This window comes from Enterobacter cloacae complex sp. 397G4, assembly GCF_050031515.1.
In the GTDB taxonomy this organism is placed as follows: Bacteria; Pseudomonadota; Gammaproteobacteria; order Enterobacterales; family Enterobacteriaceae; genus Enterobacter; species Enterobacter hormaechei_C.
In genome coordinates this window covers 790,288-808,939 of record NZ_JBLGWE010000001.1, presented here as the reverse complement: position 1 = coordinate 808,939, position 18,652 = coordinate 790,288, and the positions used below count along the sequence as shown (strand labels likewise).

At 56.2% G+C, this 18,652-nt stretch carries 13 protein-coding genes and 5 pseudogenes; 10 read left to right on the top strand and 8 right to left on the bottom strand.

Annotated elements, in window-relative coordinates; translation table 11 throughout:
• Window positions 1–83 precede the first annotated feature (83 nt).
• Window positions 84–788 (bottom strand): IS6-like element IS26 family transposase, encoded by a 705-nt coding sequence (locus ACQG1Y_RS03850; RefSeq protein WP_001067855.1) that lies wholly within the window; start codon window positions 786–788, stop codon window positions 84–86.
• Window positions 789–853: 65 nt separating this feature from the next.
• Here ACQG1Y_RS03850 and ACQG1Y_RS03845 point away from each other — a divergent pair.
• Window positions 854–2,368: pseudogene (locus ACQG1Y_RS03845) on the top strand (Tn3-like element TnAs1 family transposase); the annotation flags it as partial.
• Window positions 2,369–2,683: 315 nt separating this feature from the next.
• Here ACQG1Y_RS03845 and tetR(A) read toward each other — a convergent pair.
• On the bottom strand, window positions 2,684–3,334 hold the full coding sequence (gene tetR(A) / locus ACQG1Y_RS03840; RefSeq protein WP_000164043.1) for a tetracycline resistance transcriptional repressor TetR(A): 651 nt from the start codon (window positions 3,332–3,334) through the stop codon (window positions 2,684–2,686).
• Between the two features lie 105 nt (window positions 3,335–3,439).
• Here tetR(A) and tet(A) point away from each other — a divergent pair, with 105 nt between their 5' ends.
• Complete coding sequence (tet(A), locus tag ACQG1Y_RS03835; RefSeq protein ID WP_000804064.1) at window positions 3,440–4,639, top strand: tetracycline efflux MFS transporter Tet(A); 1,200 nt, start codon at window positions 3,440–3,442, stop codon at window positions 4,637–4,639.
• 31 nt (window positions 4,640–4,670) lie between these two features.
• Here the strand turns inward: tet(A) and ACQG1Y_RS03830 are convergent, their stop codons facing one another.
• Window positions 4,671–5,555, bottom strand: a complete 885-nt coding sequence (locus ACQG1Y_RS03830) for a DMT family transporter (RefSeq protein WP_000058717.1) — start codon at window positions 5,553–5,555, stop codon at window positions 4,671–4,673.
• Window positions 5,556–5,692: 137 nt separating this feature from the next.
• A complete protein-coding gene (locus ACQG1Y_RS03825) occupies window positions 5,693–6,085 on the bottom strand; it encodes a cysteine hydrolase family protein (protein ID WP_001351729.1) in 393 nt (130 codons plus the stop codon).
• Window positions 6,086–6,088: 3 nt separating this feature from the next.
• On the opposite strand from ACQG1Y_RS03825, the pseudogene ACQG1Y_RS03820 reads away from it, so the two are divergent.
• Window positions 6,089–6,829: pseudogene (locus ACQG1Y_RS03820) on the top strand (Tn3 family transposase); the annotation flags it as partial.
• Between the two features lie 32 nt (window positions 6,830–6,861).
• On the opposite strand, the gene ACQG1Y_RS03815 reads toward ACQG1Y_RS03820, so the two are convergent.
• On the bottom strand, window positions 6,862–7,467 hold the full coding sequence (locus tag ACQG1Y_RS03815) for a recombinase family protein (protein ID WP_000509966.1): 606 nt from the start codon (window positions 7,465–7,467) through the stop codon (window positions 6,862–6,864).
• 94 nt (window positions 7,468–7,561) lie between these two features.
• On the opposite strand from ACQG1Y_RS03815, the pseudogene ACQG1Y_RS03810 reads away from it, so the two are divergent.
• The 4 genes and pseudogenes from ACQG1Y_RS03810 to ACQG1Y_RS03795 form a co-directional block, all read left to right on the top strand.
• Window positions 7,562–9,166, top strand: a pseudogene (locus ACQG1Y_RS03810) (DUF4158 domain-containing protein); the annotation flags it as partial.
• Between the two features lie 46 nt (window positions 9,167–9,212).
• Window positions 9,213–12,230 carry a Tn3-like element IS3000 family transposase gene (locus tag ACQG1Y_RS03805; protein WP_004199413.1) on the top strand — a complete coding sequence of 1,006 codons (3,018 nt, stop codon included), beginning with the start codon at window positions 9,213–9,215 and terminating at the stop codon, window positions 12,228–12,230.
• A 75-nt stretch (window positions 12,231–12,305) separates the two neighbouring features.
• Window positions 12,306–12,707, top strand: a pseudogene (locus ACQG1Y_RS03800) (helix-turn-helix domain-containing protein); the annotation flags it as partial.
• A 94-nt stretch (window positions 12,708–12,801) separates the two neighbouring features.
• A complete protein-coding gene (locus tag ACQG1Y_RS03795; protein ID WP_014386481.1) occupies window positions 12,802–13,446 on the top strand; it encodes a quinolone resistance pentapeptide repeat protein QnrB1 in 645 nt (214 codons plus the stop codon).
• Window positions 13,447–13,537: 91 nt separating this feature from the next.
• Here the strand turns inward: ACQG1Y_RS03795 and ACQG1Y_RS03790 are convergent.
• The 3 genes and pseudogenes from ACQG1Y_RS03790 to intI1 all read right to left on the bottom strand — a co-directional run.
• Window positions 13,538–14,269: pseudogene (locus ACQG1Y_RS03790) on the bottom strand (SDR family oxidoreductase); the annotation flags it as partial.
• A 49-nt stretch (window positions 14,270–14,318) separates the two neighbouring features.
• Window positions 14,319–15,023, bottom strand: a complete 705-nt coding sequence (locus ACQG1Y_RS03785; protein WP_001067855.1) for an IS6-like element IS26 family transposase — start codon at window positions 15,021–15,023, stop codon at window positions 14,319–14,321.
• Between the two features lie 545 nt (window positions 15,024–15,568).
• Window positions 15,569–16,582, bottom strand: coding sequence for a class 1 integron integrase IntI1 (gene intI1, locus ACQG1Y_RS03780; protein WP_000845048.1), 1,014 nt, complete (start codon window positions 16,580–16,582; stop codon window positions 15,569–15,571).
• A 155-nt stretch (window positions 16,583–16,737) separates the two neighbouring features.
• Between intI1 and dfrA14 the strand changes: the two genes are divergently transcribed.
• The 3 genes from dfrA14 (at window position 16,738) to ACQG1Y_RS03765 (ending at window position 18,605) form a co-directional block, all read left to right on the top strand.
• Window positions 16,738–17,211 (top strand): trimethoprim-resistant dihydrofolate reductase DfrA14, encoded by a 474-nt coding sequence (gene dfrA14, locus ACQG1Y_RS03775; RefSeq protein WP_004201280.1) that lies wholly within the window; start codon window positions 16,738–16,740, stop codon window positions 17,209–17,211.
• Between the two features lie 220 nt (window positions 17,212–17,431).
• Window positions 17,432–17,698, top strand: a complete 267-nt coding sequence (gene mobC, locus ACQG1Y_RS03770; protein WP_001144737.1) for a plasmid mobilization relaxosome protein MobC — start codon at window positions 17,432–17,434, stop codon at window positions 17,696–17,698.
• 142 nt (window positions 17,699–17,840) lie between these two features.
• The gene (locus tag ACQG1Y_RS03765; protein ID WP_001389365.1) at window positions 17,841–18,605 is read left to right on the top strand and encodes an IS6-like element IS6100 family transposase; all 765 of its coding nucleotides are present in this window, start codon (window positions 17,841–17,843) and stop codon (window positions 18,603–18,605) included.
• The last annotated feature ends 47 nt before the right edge of the window (window positions 18,606–18,652 follow it).

Below are 18,652 nucleotides of genomic sequence, written 5' to 3'. Positions count from 1 at the left end.
ATTTGTGTAGGGCTTATTATGCACGCTTAAAGGCACTGTTGCAAAGTTAGCGATGAGGCAGCCTTTTGTCTTATTCAAAGGCCTTACATTTCAAAAACTCTGCTTACCAGGCGCATTTCGCCCAGGGGATCACCATAATAAAATGCTGAGGCCTGGCCTTTGCGTAGTGCACGCATCACCTCAATACCTTTGATGGTGGCGTAAGCCGTCTTCATGGATTTAAATCCCAGCGTGGCGCCGATTATCCGTTTCAGTTTGCCATGATCGCATTCAATCACGTTGTTCCGGTACTTAATCTGTCGGTGTTCAACGTCAGACGGGCACCGGCCTTCGCGTTTGAGCAGAGCAAGCGCGCGACCATAGGCGGGCGCTTTATCCGTGTTGATGAATCGCGGGATCTGCCACTTCTTCACGTTGTTGAGGATTTTACCCAGAAACCGGTATGCAGCTTTGCTGTTACGACGGGAGGAGAGATAAAAATCGACAGTGCGGCCCCGGCTGTCGACGGCCCGGTACAGATACGCCCAGCGGCCATTGACCTTCACGTAGGTTTCATCCATGTGCCACGGGCAAAGATCGGAAGGGTTACGCCAGTACCAGCGCAGCCGTTTTTCCATTTCAGGCGCATAACGCTGAACCCAGCGGTAAATCGTGGAGTGATCGACATTCACTCCGCGTTCAGCCAGCATCTCCTGCAGCTCACGGTAACTGATGCCGTATTTGCAGTACCAGCGTACGGCCCACAGAATGATGTCACGCTGAAAATGCCGGCCTTTGAATGGGTTCATGTGCAGCTCCATCAGCAAAAGGGGATGATAAGTTTATCACCACCGACTATTTGCAACAGTGCCACTTCGACGACTACCTGCTGCCGGCCGAGAAGTTCGCCGCACTCAAGCGCGAGCAGGCCCTGCCCCTGGCGATCAACCCGAACAGCGACCAGTACCTGGAAGAGCGTTTGCAGCTGCTGGACGAGCAGTTGGCCACCGTCACCCGCCTGGCCAAGGACAACGAGCTGCCCGATGCCATCCTCACCGAGTCAGGGCTGAAAATCACCCCGCTGGATGCGGCGGTGCCGGATCGGGCGCAGGCGCTGATCGACCAAACCAGCCAGTTACTGCCGCGCATCAAGATCACCGAACTGCTGATGGACGTGGACGACTGGACGGGCTTCAGCCGCCACTTCACCCACTTGAAGGACGGGGCCGAGGCCAAAGACAGGACGTTGCTGCTGTCCGCAATCCTCGGTGATGCGATCAACCTCGGGCTGACCAAGATGGCCGAGTCGAGCCCCGGCCTGACCTACGCCAAGCTGTCCTGGCTGCAAGCCTGGCACATCCGCGACGAAACCTATTCGGCGGCCTTGGCCGAGCTGGTCAACCACCAGTATCGCCACGCCTTTGCCGCCCACTGGGGCGACGGCACGACCTCATCCTCCGATGGCCAGCGCTTCCGCGCGGGTGGCCGGGGCGAGAGCACCGGGCACGTCAACCCGAAGTACGGTAGCGAGCCGGGACGGCTGTTCTATACCCATATCTCCGACCAGTACGCGCCGTTCAGCACCCGCGTGGTGAATGTCGGCGTCCGCGATTCCACCTATGTGCTCGACGGCCTGCTGTACCACGAGTCCGACCTGCGGATCGAGGAGCACTACACCGACACGGCCGGCTTCACCGATCACGTCTTTGCCCTGATGCACCTGCTAGGCTTCCGCTTCGCGCCGCGCATCCGCGACCTCGGCGAAACCAAGCTGTACGTGCCGCAGGGCGTGCAAGCCTACCCGACGTTGCGCCCGCTGATCGGCGGCACCCTGAACATCAAGCACGTGCGTGCCCACTGGGACGACATCCTGCGCCTGGCCAGCTCGATCAAGCAGGGCACCGTCACCGCCTCGCTGATGCTGCGCAAGCTCGGCAGCTACCCGCGCCAGAACGGACTGGCCGTGGCCCTGCGCGAGCTGGGCCGGATCGAGCGCACGCTGTTCATCCTGGACTGGCTGCAAAGTGTTGAACTGCGCCGCCGCGTGCATGCCGGCCTGAACAAAGGTGAGGCGCGCAACTCGCTGGCCAGGGCGGTGTTCTTCAACCGCCTTGGGGAAATCAGGGATCGGAGCTTCGAGCAGCAGCGCTACCGGGCCAGCGGCCTCAACCTGGTGACGGCGGCTATCGTGCTGTGGAACACGGTGTACCTGGAACGCGCCACCCAGGGGTTGGTCGAGGCCGGCAAGCCGGTGGACGGCGAGCTGCTGCAATTCCTGTCGCCGCTGGGCTGGGAGCACATCAACCTAACCGGCGATTACGTCTGGCGGCAGAGCCGCAGACTGGAAGACGGGAAGTTTCGGCCCTTACGGATGCCCGGAAAACCTTAGCGTACGATTTTTTCCGAATTCTGCGGGCTCCCCTATCTCATCTGCGCAAGGCAGAACGTGAAGACGGCCGCGAGCGCCAGGCGCACGAGGCCGGCGCGCGGACCCGCGCCACGGCCCACGAGCGGACGCCGCAGCAGGAGCGCCAGAAGGCCGCCAGAGAGGCCGAGCGCGGCCGTGAGGCTTGGACGCTAGGGCAGGGCATGAAAAAGCCCGTAGCGGGCTGCTACGGGCGTCTGACGCGGTGGAAAGGGGGAGGGGATGTTGTCTACATGGCTCTGCTGTAGTGAGTGGGTTGCGCTCCGGCAGCGGTCCTGATCAATCGTCACCCTTTCTCGGTCCTTCAACGTTCCTGACAACGAGCCTCCTTTTCGCCAATCCATCGACAATCACCGCGAGTCCCTGCTCGAACGCTGCGTCCGGACCGGCTTCGTCGAAGGCGTCTATCGCGGCCCGCAACAGCGGCGAGAGCGGAGCCTGTTCAACGGTGCCGCCGCGCTCGCCGGCATCGCTGTCGCCGGCCTGCTCCTCAAGCACGGCCCCAACAGTGAAGTAGCTGATTGTCATCAGCGCATTGACGGCGTCCCCGGCCGAAAAACCCGCCTCGCAGAGGAAGCGAAGCTGCGCGTCGGCCGTTTCCATCTGCGGTGCGCCCGGTCGCGTGCCGGCATGGATGCGCGCGCCATCGCGGTAGGCGAGCAGCGCCTGCCTGAAGCTGCGGGCATTCCCGATCAGAAATGAGCGCCAGTCGTCGTCGGCTCTCGGCACCGAATGCGTATGATTCTCCGCCAGCATGGCTTCGGCCAGTGCGTCGAGCAGCGCCCGCTTGTTCCTGAAGTGCCAGTAAAGCGCCGGCTGCTGAACCCCCAACCGTTCCGCCAGTTTGCGTGTCGTCAGACCGTCTACGCCGACCTCGTTCAACAGGTCCAGGGCGGCACGGATCACTGTATTCGGCTGCAACTTTGTCATGCTTGACACTTTATCACTGATAAACATAATATGTCCACCAACTTATCAGTGATAAAGAATCCGCGCGTTCAATCGGACCAGCGGAGGCTGGTCCGGAGGCCAGACGTGAAACCCAACAGACCCCTGATCGTAATTCTGAGCACTGTCGCGCTCGACGCTGTCGGCATCGGCCTGATTATGCCGGTGCTGCCGGGCCTCCTGCGCGATCTGGTTCACTCGAACGACGTCACCGCCCACTATGGCATTCTGCTGGCGCTGTATGCGTTGATGCAATTTGCCTGCGCACCTGTGCTGGGCGCGCTGTCGGATCGTTTCGGGCGGCGGCCGGTCTTGCTCGTCTCGCTGGCCGGCGCTGCTGTCGACTACGCCATCATGGCGACGGCGCCTTTCCTTTGGGTTCTCTATATCGGGCGGATCGTGGCCGGCATCACCGGGGCGACTGGGGCGGTAGCCGGCGCTTATATTGCCGATATCACTGATGGCGATGAGCGCGCGCGGCACTTCGGCTTCATGAGCGCCTGTTTCGGGTTCGGGATGGTCGCGGGACCTGTGCTCGGTGGGCTGATGGGCGGTTTCTCCCCCCACGCTCCGTTCTTCGCCGCGGCAGCCTTGAACGGCCTCAATTTCCTGACGGGCTGTTTCCTTTTGCCGGAGTCGCACAAAGGCGAACGCCGGCCGTTACGCCGGGAGGCTCTCAACCCGCTCGCTTCGTTCCGGTGGGCCCGGGGCATGACCGTCGTCGCCGCCCTGATGGCGGTCTTCTTCATCATGCAACTTGTCGGACAGGTGCCGGCCGCGCTTTGGGTCATTTTCGGCGAGGATCGCTTTCACTGGGACGCGACCACGATCGGCATTTCGCTTGCCGCATTTGGCATTCTGCATTCACTCGCCCAGGCAATGATCACCGGCCCTGTAGCCGCCCGGCTCGGCGAAAGGCGGGCACTCATGCTCGGAATGATTGCCGACGGCACAGGCTACATCCTGCTTGCCTTCGCGACACGGGGATGGATGGCGTTCCCGATCATGGTCCTGCTTGCTTCGGGTGGCATCGGAATGCCGGCGCTGCAAGCAATGTTGTCCAGGCAGGTGGATGAGGAACGTCAGGGGCAGCTGCAAGGCTCACTGGCGGCGCTCACCAGCCTGACCTCGATCGTCGGACCCCTCCTCTTCACGGCGATCTATGCGGCTTCTATAACAACGTGGAACGGGTGGGCATGGATTGCAGGCGCTGCCCTCTACTTGCTCTGCCTGCCGGCGCTGCGTCGCGGGCTTTGGAGCGGCGCAGGGCAACGAGCCGATCGCTGATCGTGGAAACGATAGGCCTATGCCATGCGGGTCAAGGCGACTTCCGGCAAGCTATACGCGCCCTAGGAGTGCGGTTGGAACGTTGGCCCAGCCAGATACTCCCGATCACGAGCAGGACGCCGATGATTTGAAGCGCACTCAGCGTCTGATCCAAGAACAACCATCCTAGCAACACGGCGGTCCCCGGGCTGAGAAAGCCCAGTAAGGAAACAACTGTAGGTTCGAGTCGCGAGATCCCCCGGAACCAAAGGAAGTAGGTTAAACCCGCTCCGATCAGGCCGAGCCACGCCAGGCCGAGAACATTGGTTCCTGTAGGCATCGGGATTGGCGGATCAAACACTAAAGCTACTGGAACGAGCAGAAGTCCTCCGGCCGCCAGTTGCCAGGCGGTAAAGGTGAGCAGAGGCACGGGAGGTTGCCACTTGCGGGTCAGCACGGTTCCGAACGCCATGGAAACCGCCCCCGCCAGGCCCGCTGCGACGCCGACAGGATCTAGCGCTGCGTTTGGTGTCAACACCAACAGCGCCACGCCCGCAGTTCCGCAAATAGCCCCCAGGACCGCCATCAATCGTATCGGGCTACCTAGCAGAGCGGCAGAGATGAACACGACCATCAGCGGCTGCACAGCGCCTACCGTCGCCGCGACCCCGCCCGGCAGGCGGTAGACCGAAATAAACAACAAGCTCCAGAATAGCGAAATATTAAGTGCGCCGAGGATGAAGATGCGCATCCACCAGATTCCCGTTGGAATCTGTCGGACGATCATCACGAGCAATAAACCCGCCGGCAACGCCCGCAGCATCGCGACCGTCATCGGTGAGAAGTTCGGCAGGTATTGGGTGGTGACAATGTAGGTGCTGCCCCAAATGGCAGGTGCTATCGCTGTGAACAATAAATCGGGCGTGCGTAATGACATGCGATTACAAGACCTCCGCTACGGCGATGGGTTTTTGAGAGTTGCAGGCGCCGCGATGACCGCACCCTGACTTGGACTGGCCCTGCCTCGCACCAATCCACCTGCGGCTATGGCCGCGATCATGCGAGGCCCGAAAATTACACGACCTGTACACGTCCGCCGAACCCGGAACGCAACAGAGCTTCGTGGGCATCCCGATCCGGGTCGTAGCAGCAGTCCTGGACCAAACGCACGTCGTAGTCCGCATCACTAGCCCAGGCGACGCTTGAAAGAACAACGCCGGTGGTGCTTATCCCGGCCATGACAAGCGTGCTTACGCCGCGCGTCCGAAGGTCGGCGTCGAGCGCCGTGCCATAAAAGACGCTGGCTCGCGGACATGCATAGAAAAGGTCGCCCCGTTCGATCGCAAGCCCTTCGACGGGCAGACCGGTGCGAAATCGTCCGCTCGGGAGATACGGTGAGATTTGGCGATTCGTCGCCGGCGGCGCATGTTCATACTCTTCGCCGAGCGAAAAGTTGGGGAACAGCACGGGCCGGCCGCGCAAGGCGTGCTGGCAGCCGTGCAGACCCTGCGTGAGATGAACGCCGACAACCTGCGCAAGGTGCCGGCCGATGCACCCACGGCCTTCATCAAGCCGCGCTGGAAGCCGCTGGTGATCACCCCGGAAGGCCTCGACCGGAAATTCTACGAAATCTGCGCCCTGTCCGAGCTGAAGAACGCCCTGCGCTCCGGCGACATCTGGGTCAAGGGCTCGCGGCAGTTCCGCGACTTCGACGACTACCTGCTGCCGGCCGAGAAGTTCGCCGCACTCAAGCGCGAGCAGGCCCTGCCCCTGGCGATCAACCCGAACAGCGACCAGTACCTGGAAGAGCGTTTGCAGCTGCTGGACGAGCAGTTGGCCACCGTCACCCGCCTGGCCAAGGACAACGAGCTGCCCGATGCCATCCTCACCGAGTCAGGGCTGAAAATCACCCCGCTGGATGCGGCGGTGCCGGATCGGGCGCAGGCGCTGATCGACCAAACCAGCCAGTTACTGCCGCGCATCAAGATCACCGAACTGCTGATGGACGTGGACGACTGGACGGGCTTCAGCCGCCACTTCACCCACTTGAAGGACGGGGCCGAGGCCAAAGACAGGACGTTGCTGCTGTCCGCAATCCTCGGTGATGCGATCAACCTCGGGCTGACCAAGATGGCCGAGTCGAGCCCCGGCCTGACCTACGCCAAGCTGTCCTGGCTGCAAGCCTGGCACATCCGCGACGAAACCTATTCGGGGTCGGTTCCGGCTGAGGGCGAAATGACACCCTAAGCGTTAGCTCTGTGTCGTTGCACGATGTCAGCGACGGTATTCTTGCTGATACCGAGCTCGCGTGCGATCCAGCGATAGCTGCGTCCCTCGGCCCTCATCGCAACCACCTTAGGCAAAAGTCGGTCTGATTTTGGTCGCACTCCGGCCTGACGACCAAGCCTCTTACCACGTGCCTTCGCAACAGCAAGGCCTGACTTGACCCGCTCGCTGATGAGATCCCGCTCAAACTCCGCAATGCCGGAAAGAAACGTCGCCAGCATTCGTCCATACGGCGACGAAAGATCGAACGCCATTCCATTCATGGCTATCACGGAAACCTTCCAGTTCTCCAGTTCACGTAGCGTATTGAGCAGATCGAGCGTCGAGCGCCCCCACCGGGAAAGCTCAGTGACCAGGATTGCATCAATTTGTCTGGACTGGGCAAGCGCCAGGACTTTCTTTCGCTCGGCCCGGTCGAGTTTAGTTCCTGAACCTGTTTCCTTAAATATTCCCACCACGTCGTAGCCGGCACGGCCGGCGAAGGCTCGCAGATCAAATTCCTGGCGTTCACAAGACTGATCCGCTGTTGAAACCCGGCAGTAAATGGCGGCACGATGTCCCAATTGAACCCTCCTGGATTTTTGTATCGGAACGCCCTGATTTATATGGGCTGGCTGTTGTCCAAAACAGACTATACTTCAAAAGGGACGAATTTGTATGTCACGACGCCATATTTTCACCGAACGGCAGCGAGCAGCGCTGTTCGATCTGCCCACGGACGAACTGTCGCTACTGAAGTTCTACACGCTGGGCGATGATGACCTGGAAAACATTAGGCAGCGCCGCAGACCGGAAAACAGGATTGGCTTTGCCCTGCAACTTTGTGCCTTACGATATCCGGGCCGTGCACTGGCTCCTGGTGAGATGATCCCGCGTGAAGTCCTTTCCTTCGTCGGTGCTCAGCTTGGAGTTCCGGCTGATGCGCTTCTCACTTATGCCACACGGCGCCAAACCCGTCAGCAGCACATGGACACGCTGCGCGAAATTTACGGCTACAAGACCTTCACGGGCCGTGGTGCCCGTGATCTGCGGGAGTGGACTTTCGGCCAGGCCGAAGATGCCAGATCAAACGAGGATCTTGCTCATCGTTTTATTGTGCGGTGTCGGGAAACTTCCACCATTCTGCCCGCAGTATCGACAATCGAGCGCTTGTGCGCGGATGCTCTGGTCGCCGCTGAGCGGCGGATTGAAACGCGGATTGCGGAAAATTTAACAGCGGATGTTCGCGATCACCTGGACAAACTTCTGAGTGAAATGCTCGCCGGCAATATCAGTCGTTTCATCTGGCTTCGCAACTTCGAGGTTGGTAACAACTCGGCTGCTGCTAACCGTTTGCTCGACAGGCTCGAATTTCTGCGTACCCTGAATATCAATCATAGTGCTTTGGCCAGCATACCTGCCCATCGCATTGCCCGGCTGCGTCGGCAGGGTGAACGCTACTTCACCGACGGTTTGCGTGACATCACTTCGGACCGCCGCTGGGCGATCCTTGCCGTCTGTGTTGTGGAGTGGGAAGCGGCGATTGCTGATGCCATAGTCGAAACCCATGACAGGATCGTAGGAAAAACCTGGCGGGAAGCGAAGCGCCAGCATGACGAAACAATTTCCGGCTCTAAAGCCACACTCACGGATACGATCCGTACCTTCACCGCGCTGGGAGCTTCGTTGCTTGAGGCCCGCAGTGACGGAACCCCGCTGGAGATGGCTGTCGCCAGTTCGGTTGCATGGGACCGGCTCGCTCAACTGGTAGCGACAGGGACTCAACTCAGCAACACGCTAGCCGATGAGCCTCTTGCATATGTCGGGCAGGGATACCATCGCTTTCGTCGTTATGCGCCCCGCATGTTGCGCTGTCTGAAGCTCGAAGCCGCGCCGGTCGCCGGACCATTGGTAGCAGCAGCTTTGTCGATCGGAGAGATGAAAGGTGTTGCATCGCCAGAAAGGCGTTTCCTGCGGCCCAGCTCCAAATGGAACCGTCATTTACGAGCTCAGGAAAAAGGAGATACCCGTCTTTGGGAAGTGGCGGTACTCTTTCACCTCCGGGATGCTTTTCGTTCCGGAGATGTCTGGCTCGCTCATTCGCGCCGCTATGGTGACCTCAAGCAGGTACTGGTGCCGATGATCGCGGCGCAGGAAAATGCAAAACTGGCCGTGCCTTCCAACCCAGGGGTTCTAGGGATTTTCCGTCCAAAAACGACAAAGTGCTCTGGAGGCCCCGCCGTCTGTGGCCTCCAGAGGGGTATTACTTTTTTCGAGATCCCTATTTGGGCTCTGTTTGAGTAAGATTTAGTCTTTTTGGGCTAAATCCATGGCATTCGAAGAACGTGTCCAAATCTTGTCCGAGGCAGAACAAGATGAGTTATATGGACCCCCCGCTTTCACCTCCGCCGACCAACGCTTCTTTTTCTCGCTGAACGATAAGGAACTGGCGATCGCTAAAAGCCTCCGTCATCGGGGCCAGCGTTACATGCTGGTGGTACTGCTGGGCTATTTCAAAGCCAAGCCGGTGGTGCTGAATCCCGGCTTTCATCAGATCAAGCAGGACCTCAAATACGTTTATCAAACCGTTCTACCAGGCCCAGGCTGTAGACCCTTTAATCTCACGCCAAAAGAGAACGAACGGATTTACCAACGTGTTTTCCAGCTCTGCAACTACCAGCGCTGGAATGTCAAAGACCATGGAGCGGCGTTGAGAGATTACTTATCCCAGCAAGCCAGAGCCTGGACAGCGCCTAGGCACCTCTTCGATGCGGCCAATGAATATTGTTCGGGGCAGAAGATCGCAATCCCTGCCTACAGCACGCTGCAAAAGATCATCAGTCAGGTGGTGGGAGACGAACAGGAACACATGGCCGCGCACCTTGAGCGTGCAATGTCACGCGGTCTTAAGCAAGCACTGGCGGAGCTCGTGAACGGCACAGGTCCACTGCCGTTCCGACAGTTGCGACAATCGGCTCGTAACTTCACCGGAACCGAGTTGGAGAAAGAACTGATTGTCTATCGCCATATCCAGCATTGGATGCCGGAAGTGGATCTGCTGTTGAGCACGCTATCACTGTCGCAGAAAAATCTGCAACACCTGGCAGAGAAAGTCGACTACTACGGTGCCAAACTGAAACGTCAAACCGTAGGCAGCCAATGGCTGTATTTATTGTGCTATCTTCAAACGCGATGGCAGCAAGCGCTGGAACGTATTGCCGATGGCTTTGTGCATCATGTCAGACAGACCAAACAGAAGGCAAAGGATTATGCGCAGGAAGCGGTGTTTAAGGATTGGCAAAAAGCAGCTAAAAATGTCAGCAAGGCAGCTGAAGTACTGCACCTGTTCATTGATGACAGCATTGATCTGCAACTACCGTTTGCAACAGTAAGACAGCAAGCACTGAGCCTGCTGACCAAAAGGGATCTGGAATCTGTATGTCTCTTCCTGAACGAGCAGCGACGATCGGTCGATGAAGCCATGTGGCAGTACTGCGACGAGAAAGAAAGTCTGCGGAAAGGTTTGCTGCGAGAGTTGTTCCTATGTCTGCGCTTCGAAGGCTGCGACGGCACCCAGCACTTAGCGGCCGCCTTGGCGAAAACACAAAACGAACTCAACGGCCAGGACGCTCAGTTGCAAACTGCCGACACCAGACTCCTTTCCAAAAAATCACGTGAATTCCTGCTGGATGGTGAAGGGAATATCCTGATCGATCGTTATGAGTGGTTCCTCTATCAACAGATTCCTGATCGCCTGAATGGCCAGCTGACGCTGCCTGATATCACTAAATACCGGGCACTCGACGCCGACCTGATCGACGGGGAACATTGGCGAAAAAACAAATATACGCTGCTTCAACAGAGCCATTTTACAAAATTAGCGGAGGAGCCTGAAAAGCTGATCAAACAGATGGCCATGGAATTGGATACCCGTTTGTACGAAGTCGGCGAATATCTTGAACAGGAAGACAACCGGAATATCATCTTGCGTAATCCGCAGGGTAAACGCTTCTGGCGCCTGCCTTCGGCCAGCAAACATCATCTGGTCAACAATCCCTTCTTCCAGCAAATTCCCACAACGGGGATTGCGGATGTACTGCGCATGGTTGATCGTGACACCGGTTTCATTGACTGCTTCGCTCATGTGCTGGGTTCCCAATCCAGAAGCCGTTCCCATGAATATGACCTGTTGGCAATTCTGGTCGGCAATGCAACCAATCAAGGCATTTACGGCATGGCACAGATCTCTGATCGTACCTATGATCAGCTCAGCACTATCCAGGCGAACTATCTTCGCCTGGAAACATTGAATGCTGCTAACGACAACATCAATAACGCGACAGCCAAGCTACCCATCTTCCGGTACTACAACATCCAGGAAGATGTGATCCACGCCAGTGCCGATGGTCAAAAGTTCGAAGCCCGGCGCGAGACCTTCAAAACCCGTTATTCGTCGAAGTACTTTGGCACTCAAAAAGGTGTTTCTGCCATGACCTTGATCGCCAATCACGCTGCGATCAACGCCAGAGTGATCGGCGCCAACGAACATGAATCGCACTACATCTTTGATTTGTTGATGAGCAATACGTCAGACATCATTCCGGATGTGCTCTCAACCGATACCCATGGGGTGAACCATGTGAACTTCGCGTTACTGGATCTGTTCGGATACCAGTTTGCCCCACGCTATGCCCAGGTTGGCAAAGTGATCAATGACATGTTTGATGTCAAGGAAGACAAAGAACACCGAATTCAGCTGTGCTTAAAAAAGCCAATCAATACCCATCGTATTGCGCAGCACTGGGATACCATCCAACGGATTGCAGTATCACTTAAGCAGCGGAAAACAACGCAAGCCACCTTGGTGAGAAAGCTCTCGGAGTACAAGCGCAATCACCCGCTGCTGGAAGCCCTGACGGAATACAATCGCCTGGTGAAAGCGAATTATCTACTGTGCTACATCGATGATGCCAGTTTAAGAAACTATGTTCAGCGCGCGCTGAACCGGGGAGAGGCCTATCACCAACTGCGTCGGGCCGTGAGCAGCGTCAATGGGGATCAGTTCCGGGGCAGTTCAGACGAAGAAATCCAGCTATGGAATGAGTGCGCTCGCCTGGTCACCAATGCCATCGTTTACTTCAACTCCAGGATACTCAGCCAGCTGTTGACCAGCTTCGAATACCAAGGAGATACCAAGAGAATAGATATCGTCAAACAGGCATCCCCTGTGGCCTGGCACAACATTAACCTCAAGGGGACTTACCACTTCGAATTGAGCGAAAAATTGCCAGATCTGGAGGAGCTTATGCGCTCAATCGAGGGATATTTACCCGTCAGCGAAAAGTAATACCCCTCTGGAGGCCACGGACGGCGCGGCCTCCAGAGCACTTTGTCGTTTTTGGACGGAAAATCCCTAGAACCCCATTTTGCCATTCAGATGTGCCGCGAGATCGGATTACCTCTGTTTCCGGGTTTTAGTGCCGAGGCCAGAGAAACTCTCCTCCACTACCGTTGGCCGGGCAATATTCGTGAACTGAAAAACGTCGTGGAGCGATCCGTTTACCGGCATGGAACCAGTGATTACCCGCTGGATGAGATAATCATTGACCCCTTCCGCCGCCACACTACTCAGCCGCAGGCGCCGGAAACTAAACCGATGTCTGTAGGGTTACCGCTGGATCTGCGTGAATTCCAGCAGCAGCAAGAGAAAGACTTTCTACAAACCAGCTTACAGCAGGCAAAATTTAACCAGAAAAAAGCCGCTGAATTACTGGGTCTGACTTACCATCAGCTTCGCGCTTTGCTGAAAAAACACCAGATTTAACGCACATTTGCAGATGTCATATTGGCGGATTTGACGCATAACCTCATCAGGGTTTACCATGACGCCATTACGGTATAAAAAAACAGGTACAAATATGGCTCTGGCACTCGTTGGCGAAAAAATTGACAGAAACCGTTTCACCGGTGAGAAAATTGAAAATAGTACATTTTTTAACTGTGATTTTTCAGGTGCCGACCTGAGCGGCACTGAATTTATCGGCTGTCAGTTCTATGATCGTGAAAGCCAGAAAGGGTGCAATTTTAGTCGTGCGATGCTGAAAGATGCCATTTTTAAAAGCTGTGATTTATCCATGGCGGATTTTCGCAATTCCAGTGCGCTGGGCATTGAAATTCGCCACTGCCGCGCACAAGGCGCAGATTTCCGCGGCGCAAGCTTTATGAATATGATCACCACGCGCACCTGGTTTTGTAGCGCATATATCACGAATACCAATCTAAGCTACGCCAATTTTTCGAAAGTCGTGTTGGAAAAGTGTGAGCTGTGGGAAAACCGTTGGATAGGTGCCCAGGTACTGGGCGCGACGTTCAGTGGTTCAGATCTCTCCGGCGGCGAGTTTTCGACTTTCGACTGGCGAGCAGCAAACTTCACACATTGCGATCTGACCAATTCGGAGTTGGGTGACTTAGATATTCGGGGCGTTGATTTACAAGGCGTTAAGTTGGACAACTACCAGGCATCGTTGCTCATGGAGCGACTTGGCATCGCGGTGATTGGTTAGCATTCACGGAGCGGTAAGTACCGCTCCCGCCCTTATACAATAGTGTCCGCCCTTGCCTTAAAAGTCACTTTCGACGCACAGATCGTAAACGTTAGAGGGTTCCGGTCCCCCCATCAGAACACCAGACCTGACCAGACGTATAGCTGTTCTCCCGAGCGGCCAGGGTGACATAAAGCGGCGCGATTTCCACCGGTTGACCAGGGCGTCCCAGCGGCGCATTTGCCCCAAATTTCTCCACCTTTTCCTGCGGTTGACCACCACAGCACTGCAGTACAGTCCAGTATGGACCCGGCGCGACGGCATTGACACGGATCCCTTTCGGGGCCAGCTGTTTCGCCAGCGATTTAGTAAATGCCACGATAGCTGCTTTAGTCTGAGCATAATCAAGCAAGATTTCACTTGGCTCATAAGCCTGTACGGAGGAGGTATTAATTATCACGCTGTCTGGTGAAAGATGGGGTATGGCCGCTTTGGTGATCCAAAACATAGCGTAAACATTGGTTTTGAATGTTGCGTCGAAGTCTTCTGTGGTGAGTTCCTCAATTGACTCACAAAATTGCTGACGACCCGCATTATTGACGAGGATATCCAACCCTCCCAGTCCTTTTACCGCCTGTGTTACCAGATGACCGCAAAAAGCCTCATCACGGATATCTCCGGGGATGGCCAAAACATTTCTGCCTGCTTTTTTTATCAGATCGACCACTTCACGCGCATCGTCTTCTTCTTCAGGTAAATAGTTAATCGCAACATCAGCGCCTTCACGAGCATAGGCAATAGCAACAGCACGACCAATCCCTGAATCCCCACCGGTAATTAAGGCACTGTTGCAAAGTTAGCGATGAGGCAGCCTTTTGTCTTATTCAAAGGCCTTACATTTCAAAAACTCTGCTTACCAGGCGCATTTCGCCCAGGGGATCACCATAATAAAATGCTGAGGCCTGGCCTTTGCGTAGTGCACGCATCACCTCAATACCTTTGATGGTGGCGTAAGCCGTCTTCATGGATTTAAATCCCAGCGTGGCGCCGATTATCCGTTTCAGTTTGCCATGATCGCATTCAATCACGTTGTTCCGGTACTTAATCTGTCGGTGTTCAACGTCAGACGGGCACCGGCCTTCGCGTTTGAGCAGAGCAAGCGCGCGACCATAGGCGGGCGCTTTATCCGTGTTGATGAATCGCGGGATCTGCCACTTCTTCACGTTGTTGAGGATTTTACCCAGAAACCGGTATGCAGCTTTGCTGTTACGACGGGAGGAGAGATAAAAATCGACAGTGCGGCCCCGGCTGTCGACGGCCCGGTACAGATACGCCCAGCGGCCATTGACCTTCACGTAGGTTTCATCCATGTGCCACGGGCAAAGATCGGAAGGGTTACGCCAGTACCAGCGCAGCCGTTTTTCCATTTCAGGCGCATAACGCTGAACCCAGCGGTAAATCGTGGAGTGATCGACATTCACTCCGCGTTCAGCCAGCATCTCCTGCAGCTCACGGTAACTGATGCCGTATTTGCAGTACCAGCGTACGGCCCACAGAATGATGTCACGCTGAAAATGCCGGCCTTTGAATGGGTTCATGTGCAGCTCCATCAGCAAAAGGGGATGATAAGTTTATCACCACCGACTATTTGCAACAGTGCCGATTTGCTCACATCCAGCTTTTGTTAGTTCGTCAACCTGGTGCGCCACATCCTGAAGATGCGTAGATTTACGTGCATAGCCGATTTTCATTCTTTTCTCGCTAATTAGTTATGGGGTTATTGTTATGTTGATACAGTAACGAGTTTTGTTACATGAGGGGAGTCATTTTTCGGGAGAAGTCAGGACTTTTCAAGACTGTCACAAAAACCATCGTTTTTGATACATTAATTTAACCAATAGGTTGCAGATCAAATCGCCTGTAACAGCCTTTCTGGCTGTTTGTCGTTTTCAGAAGACGGCTGCACTGAACGTCAGAAGCCGACTGCACTATAGCAGCGGAGGGGTTGGATCCATCAGGCAACGACGGGCTGCTGCCGGCCATCAGCGGACGCAGGGAGGACTTTCCGCAACCGGCCGTTCGATGCGGCACCGATGGCCTTCGCGCAGGGGTAGTGAATCCGCCAGGATTGACTTGCGCTGCCCTACCTCTCACTAGTGAGGGGCGGCAGCGCATCAAGCGGTGAGCGCACTCCGGCACCGCCAACTTTCAGCACATGCGTGTAAATCATCGTCGTAGAGACGTCGGAATGGCCGAGCAGATCCTGCACGGTTCGAATGTCGTAACCGCTGCGGAGCAAGGCCGTCGCGAACGAGTGGCGGAGGGTGTGCGGTGTGGCGGGCTTCGTGATGCCTGCTTGTTCTACGGCACGTTTGAAGGCGCGCTGAAAGGTCTGGTCATACATGTGATGGCGACGCACGACACCGCTCCGTGGATCGGTCGAATGCGTGTGCTGCGCAAAAACCCAGAACCACGGCCAGGAATGCCCGGCGCGCGGATACTTCCGCTCAAGGGCGTCGGGAAGCGCAACGCCGCTGCGGCCCTCGGCCTGGTCCTTCAGCCACCATGCCCGTGCACGCGACAGCTGCTCGCGCAGGCTGGGTGCCAAGCTCTCGGGTAACATCAAGGCCCGATCCTTGGAGCCCTTGCCCTCCCGCACGATGATCGTGCCGTGATCGAAATCCAGATCCTTGACCCGCAGTTGCAAACCCTCACTGATCCGCATGCCCGTTCCATACAGAAGCTGGGCGAACAAACGATGCTCGCCTTCCAGAAAACCGAGGATGCGAACCACTTCATCCGGGGTCAGCACCACCGGCAAGCGCCGCGACGGCCGAGGTCTTCCGATCTCCTGAAGCCAGGGCAGATCCGTGCACAGCACCTTGCCGTAGAAGAACAGCAAGGCCGCCAATGCCTGACGATGCGTGGAGACCGAAACCTTGCGCTCGTTCGCCAGCCAGGACAGAAATGCCTCGACTTCGCTGCTGCCCAAGGTTGCCGGGTGACGCACACCGTGGAAACGGATGAAGGCACGAACCCAGTGGACATAAGCCTGTTCGGTTCGTAAACTGTAATGCAAGTAGCGTATGCGCTCACGCAACTGGTCCAGAACCTTGACCGAACGCAGCGGTGGTAACGGCGCAGTGGCGGTTTTCATGGCTTGTTATGACTGTTTTTTTGTACAGTCTATGCCTCGGGCATCCAAGCAGCAAGCGCGTTACGCCGTGGGTCGATGTTTGATGTTATGGAGCAGCAACGATGTTACGCAGCAGGGCAGTCGCCCTAAAACAAAGTTAACCCAGGATGAGAACCTTGAAAGTATCATTGATGGCTGCGAAAGCGAAAAACGGCGTGATTGGTTGCGGTCCAGACATACCCTGGTCCGCGAAAGGGGAGCAGCTACTTTTTAAAGCATTGACCTACAATCAGTGGCTTCTGGTGGGTCGCAAGACGTTTGAATCTATGGGCGCACTCCCCAATAGGAAATACGCGGTCGTTACCCGCTCAGGTTGGACATCAAATGATGACAATGTAGTTGTATTTCAGTCAATCGAAGAGGCCATGGACAGGCTAGCTGAATTCACCGGTCACGTTATAGTGTCTGGTGGCGGAGAAATTTACCGAGAAACATTACCCATGGCCTCTACGCTCCACTTATCGACGATCGACATCGAGCCAGAGGGGGATGTTTTCTTCCCGAGTATTCCAAATACCTTCGAAGTTGTTTTTGAGCAACACTTTACTTCAAACATTAACTATTGCTATCAAATTTGGAAAAAGGGTTAACAAAGCTATGCAATCGACGGCAAAAAGCTTCGTTCGCTTCGCGCACTACGCCTTTTCCGCGATTGATAGCGACGTTATGTGAATATTGAAATGAGCATTCCAAAGAAAGGAAGTAGAAAAATTATCGTGGGCGAAAATGAGTTTTTGTGGCTCATTAGGTCAAAACTCACATATTCGCAGGACTGTTTAGGTACAGAAATGACTGCGGTCGTTGAACCGGATGCCGGTCCTCACTGATGAAGAAGTGAACACCGTACGGGAATCGTGCCGGCAGCTTGGAGCTATCGGCCGGAACCTCAACCAGGTGGCCAGGGCCTTGAACATCGAGTTCAGGGAAAGTGACAAGCTCAAGCAAGAGGCCATCGAAAAACTGGCCGAACGGATCGACCAGCATTTGGACCATGTGTCTGAGCTGTTCGATAAGACCTGGAGCCGGTGGCACGATTGTCATTTTCAGAAGACGACTGCACCAGTTGATTGGGCGTAATGGCTGTTGTGCAGCCAGCTCCTGACAGTTCAATATCAGAAGTGATCTGCACCAATCTCGACTATGCTCAATACTCGTGTGGGCTCTGTTGCAAAAATCGTGAAGCTTGAGCATGCTTGGCGGAGATTGGACGGACGGAACGATGACGGATTTCAAGTGGCGCCATTTCCAGGGTGATGTGATCCTGTGGGCGGTGCGCTGGTATTGTCGCTATCCGATCAGCTATCGCGACCTTGAGGAAATGCTGGCGGAACGCGGCATTTCGGTCGACCATACGACGATCTATCGCTGGGTCCAGTGCTACGCCCCGGAGATGGAGAAGCGGCTGCGCTGGTTCTGGCGGCGTGGCTTTGATCCGAGCTGGCGCCTGGATGAAACCTACGTCAAGGTGCGGGGCAAGTGGACCTACCTGTACCGGGCAGTCGACAAGCGGGGCGACACGATCGATTTCTACCTGTCGCCGACCCGCAGCGCCAAGGCAGCGAAGCGGTTCCTGGGCAAGGCCCTGCGAGGCCTGAAGCACTGGGAAAAGCCTGCCACGCTCAATACCGACAAAGCGCCGAGCTATGGTGCAGCGATCACCGAATTGAAGCGCGAAGGAAAGCTGGACCGGGAGACGGCCCACCGGCAGGTGAAGTATCTCAATAACGTGATCGAGGCCGATCACGGAAAGCTCAAGATACTGATCAAGCCGGTGCGCGGTTTCAAATCGATCCCCACGGCCTATGCCACGATCAAGGGATTCGAAGTCATGCGAGCCCTGCGCAAAGGACAGGCTCGCCCCTGGTGCCTGCAGCCCGGCATCAGGGGCGAGGTGCGCCTTGTGGAGAGAGCTTTTGGCATTGGGCCCTCGGCGCTGACGGAGGCCATGGGCATGCTCAACCACCATTTCGCAGCAGCCGCCTGATCGGCGCAGAGCGACAGCCTACCTCTGACTGCCGCCAATCTTTGCAA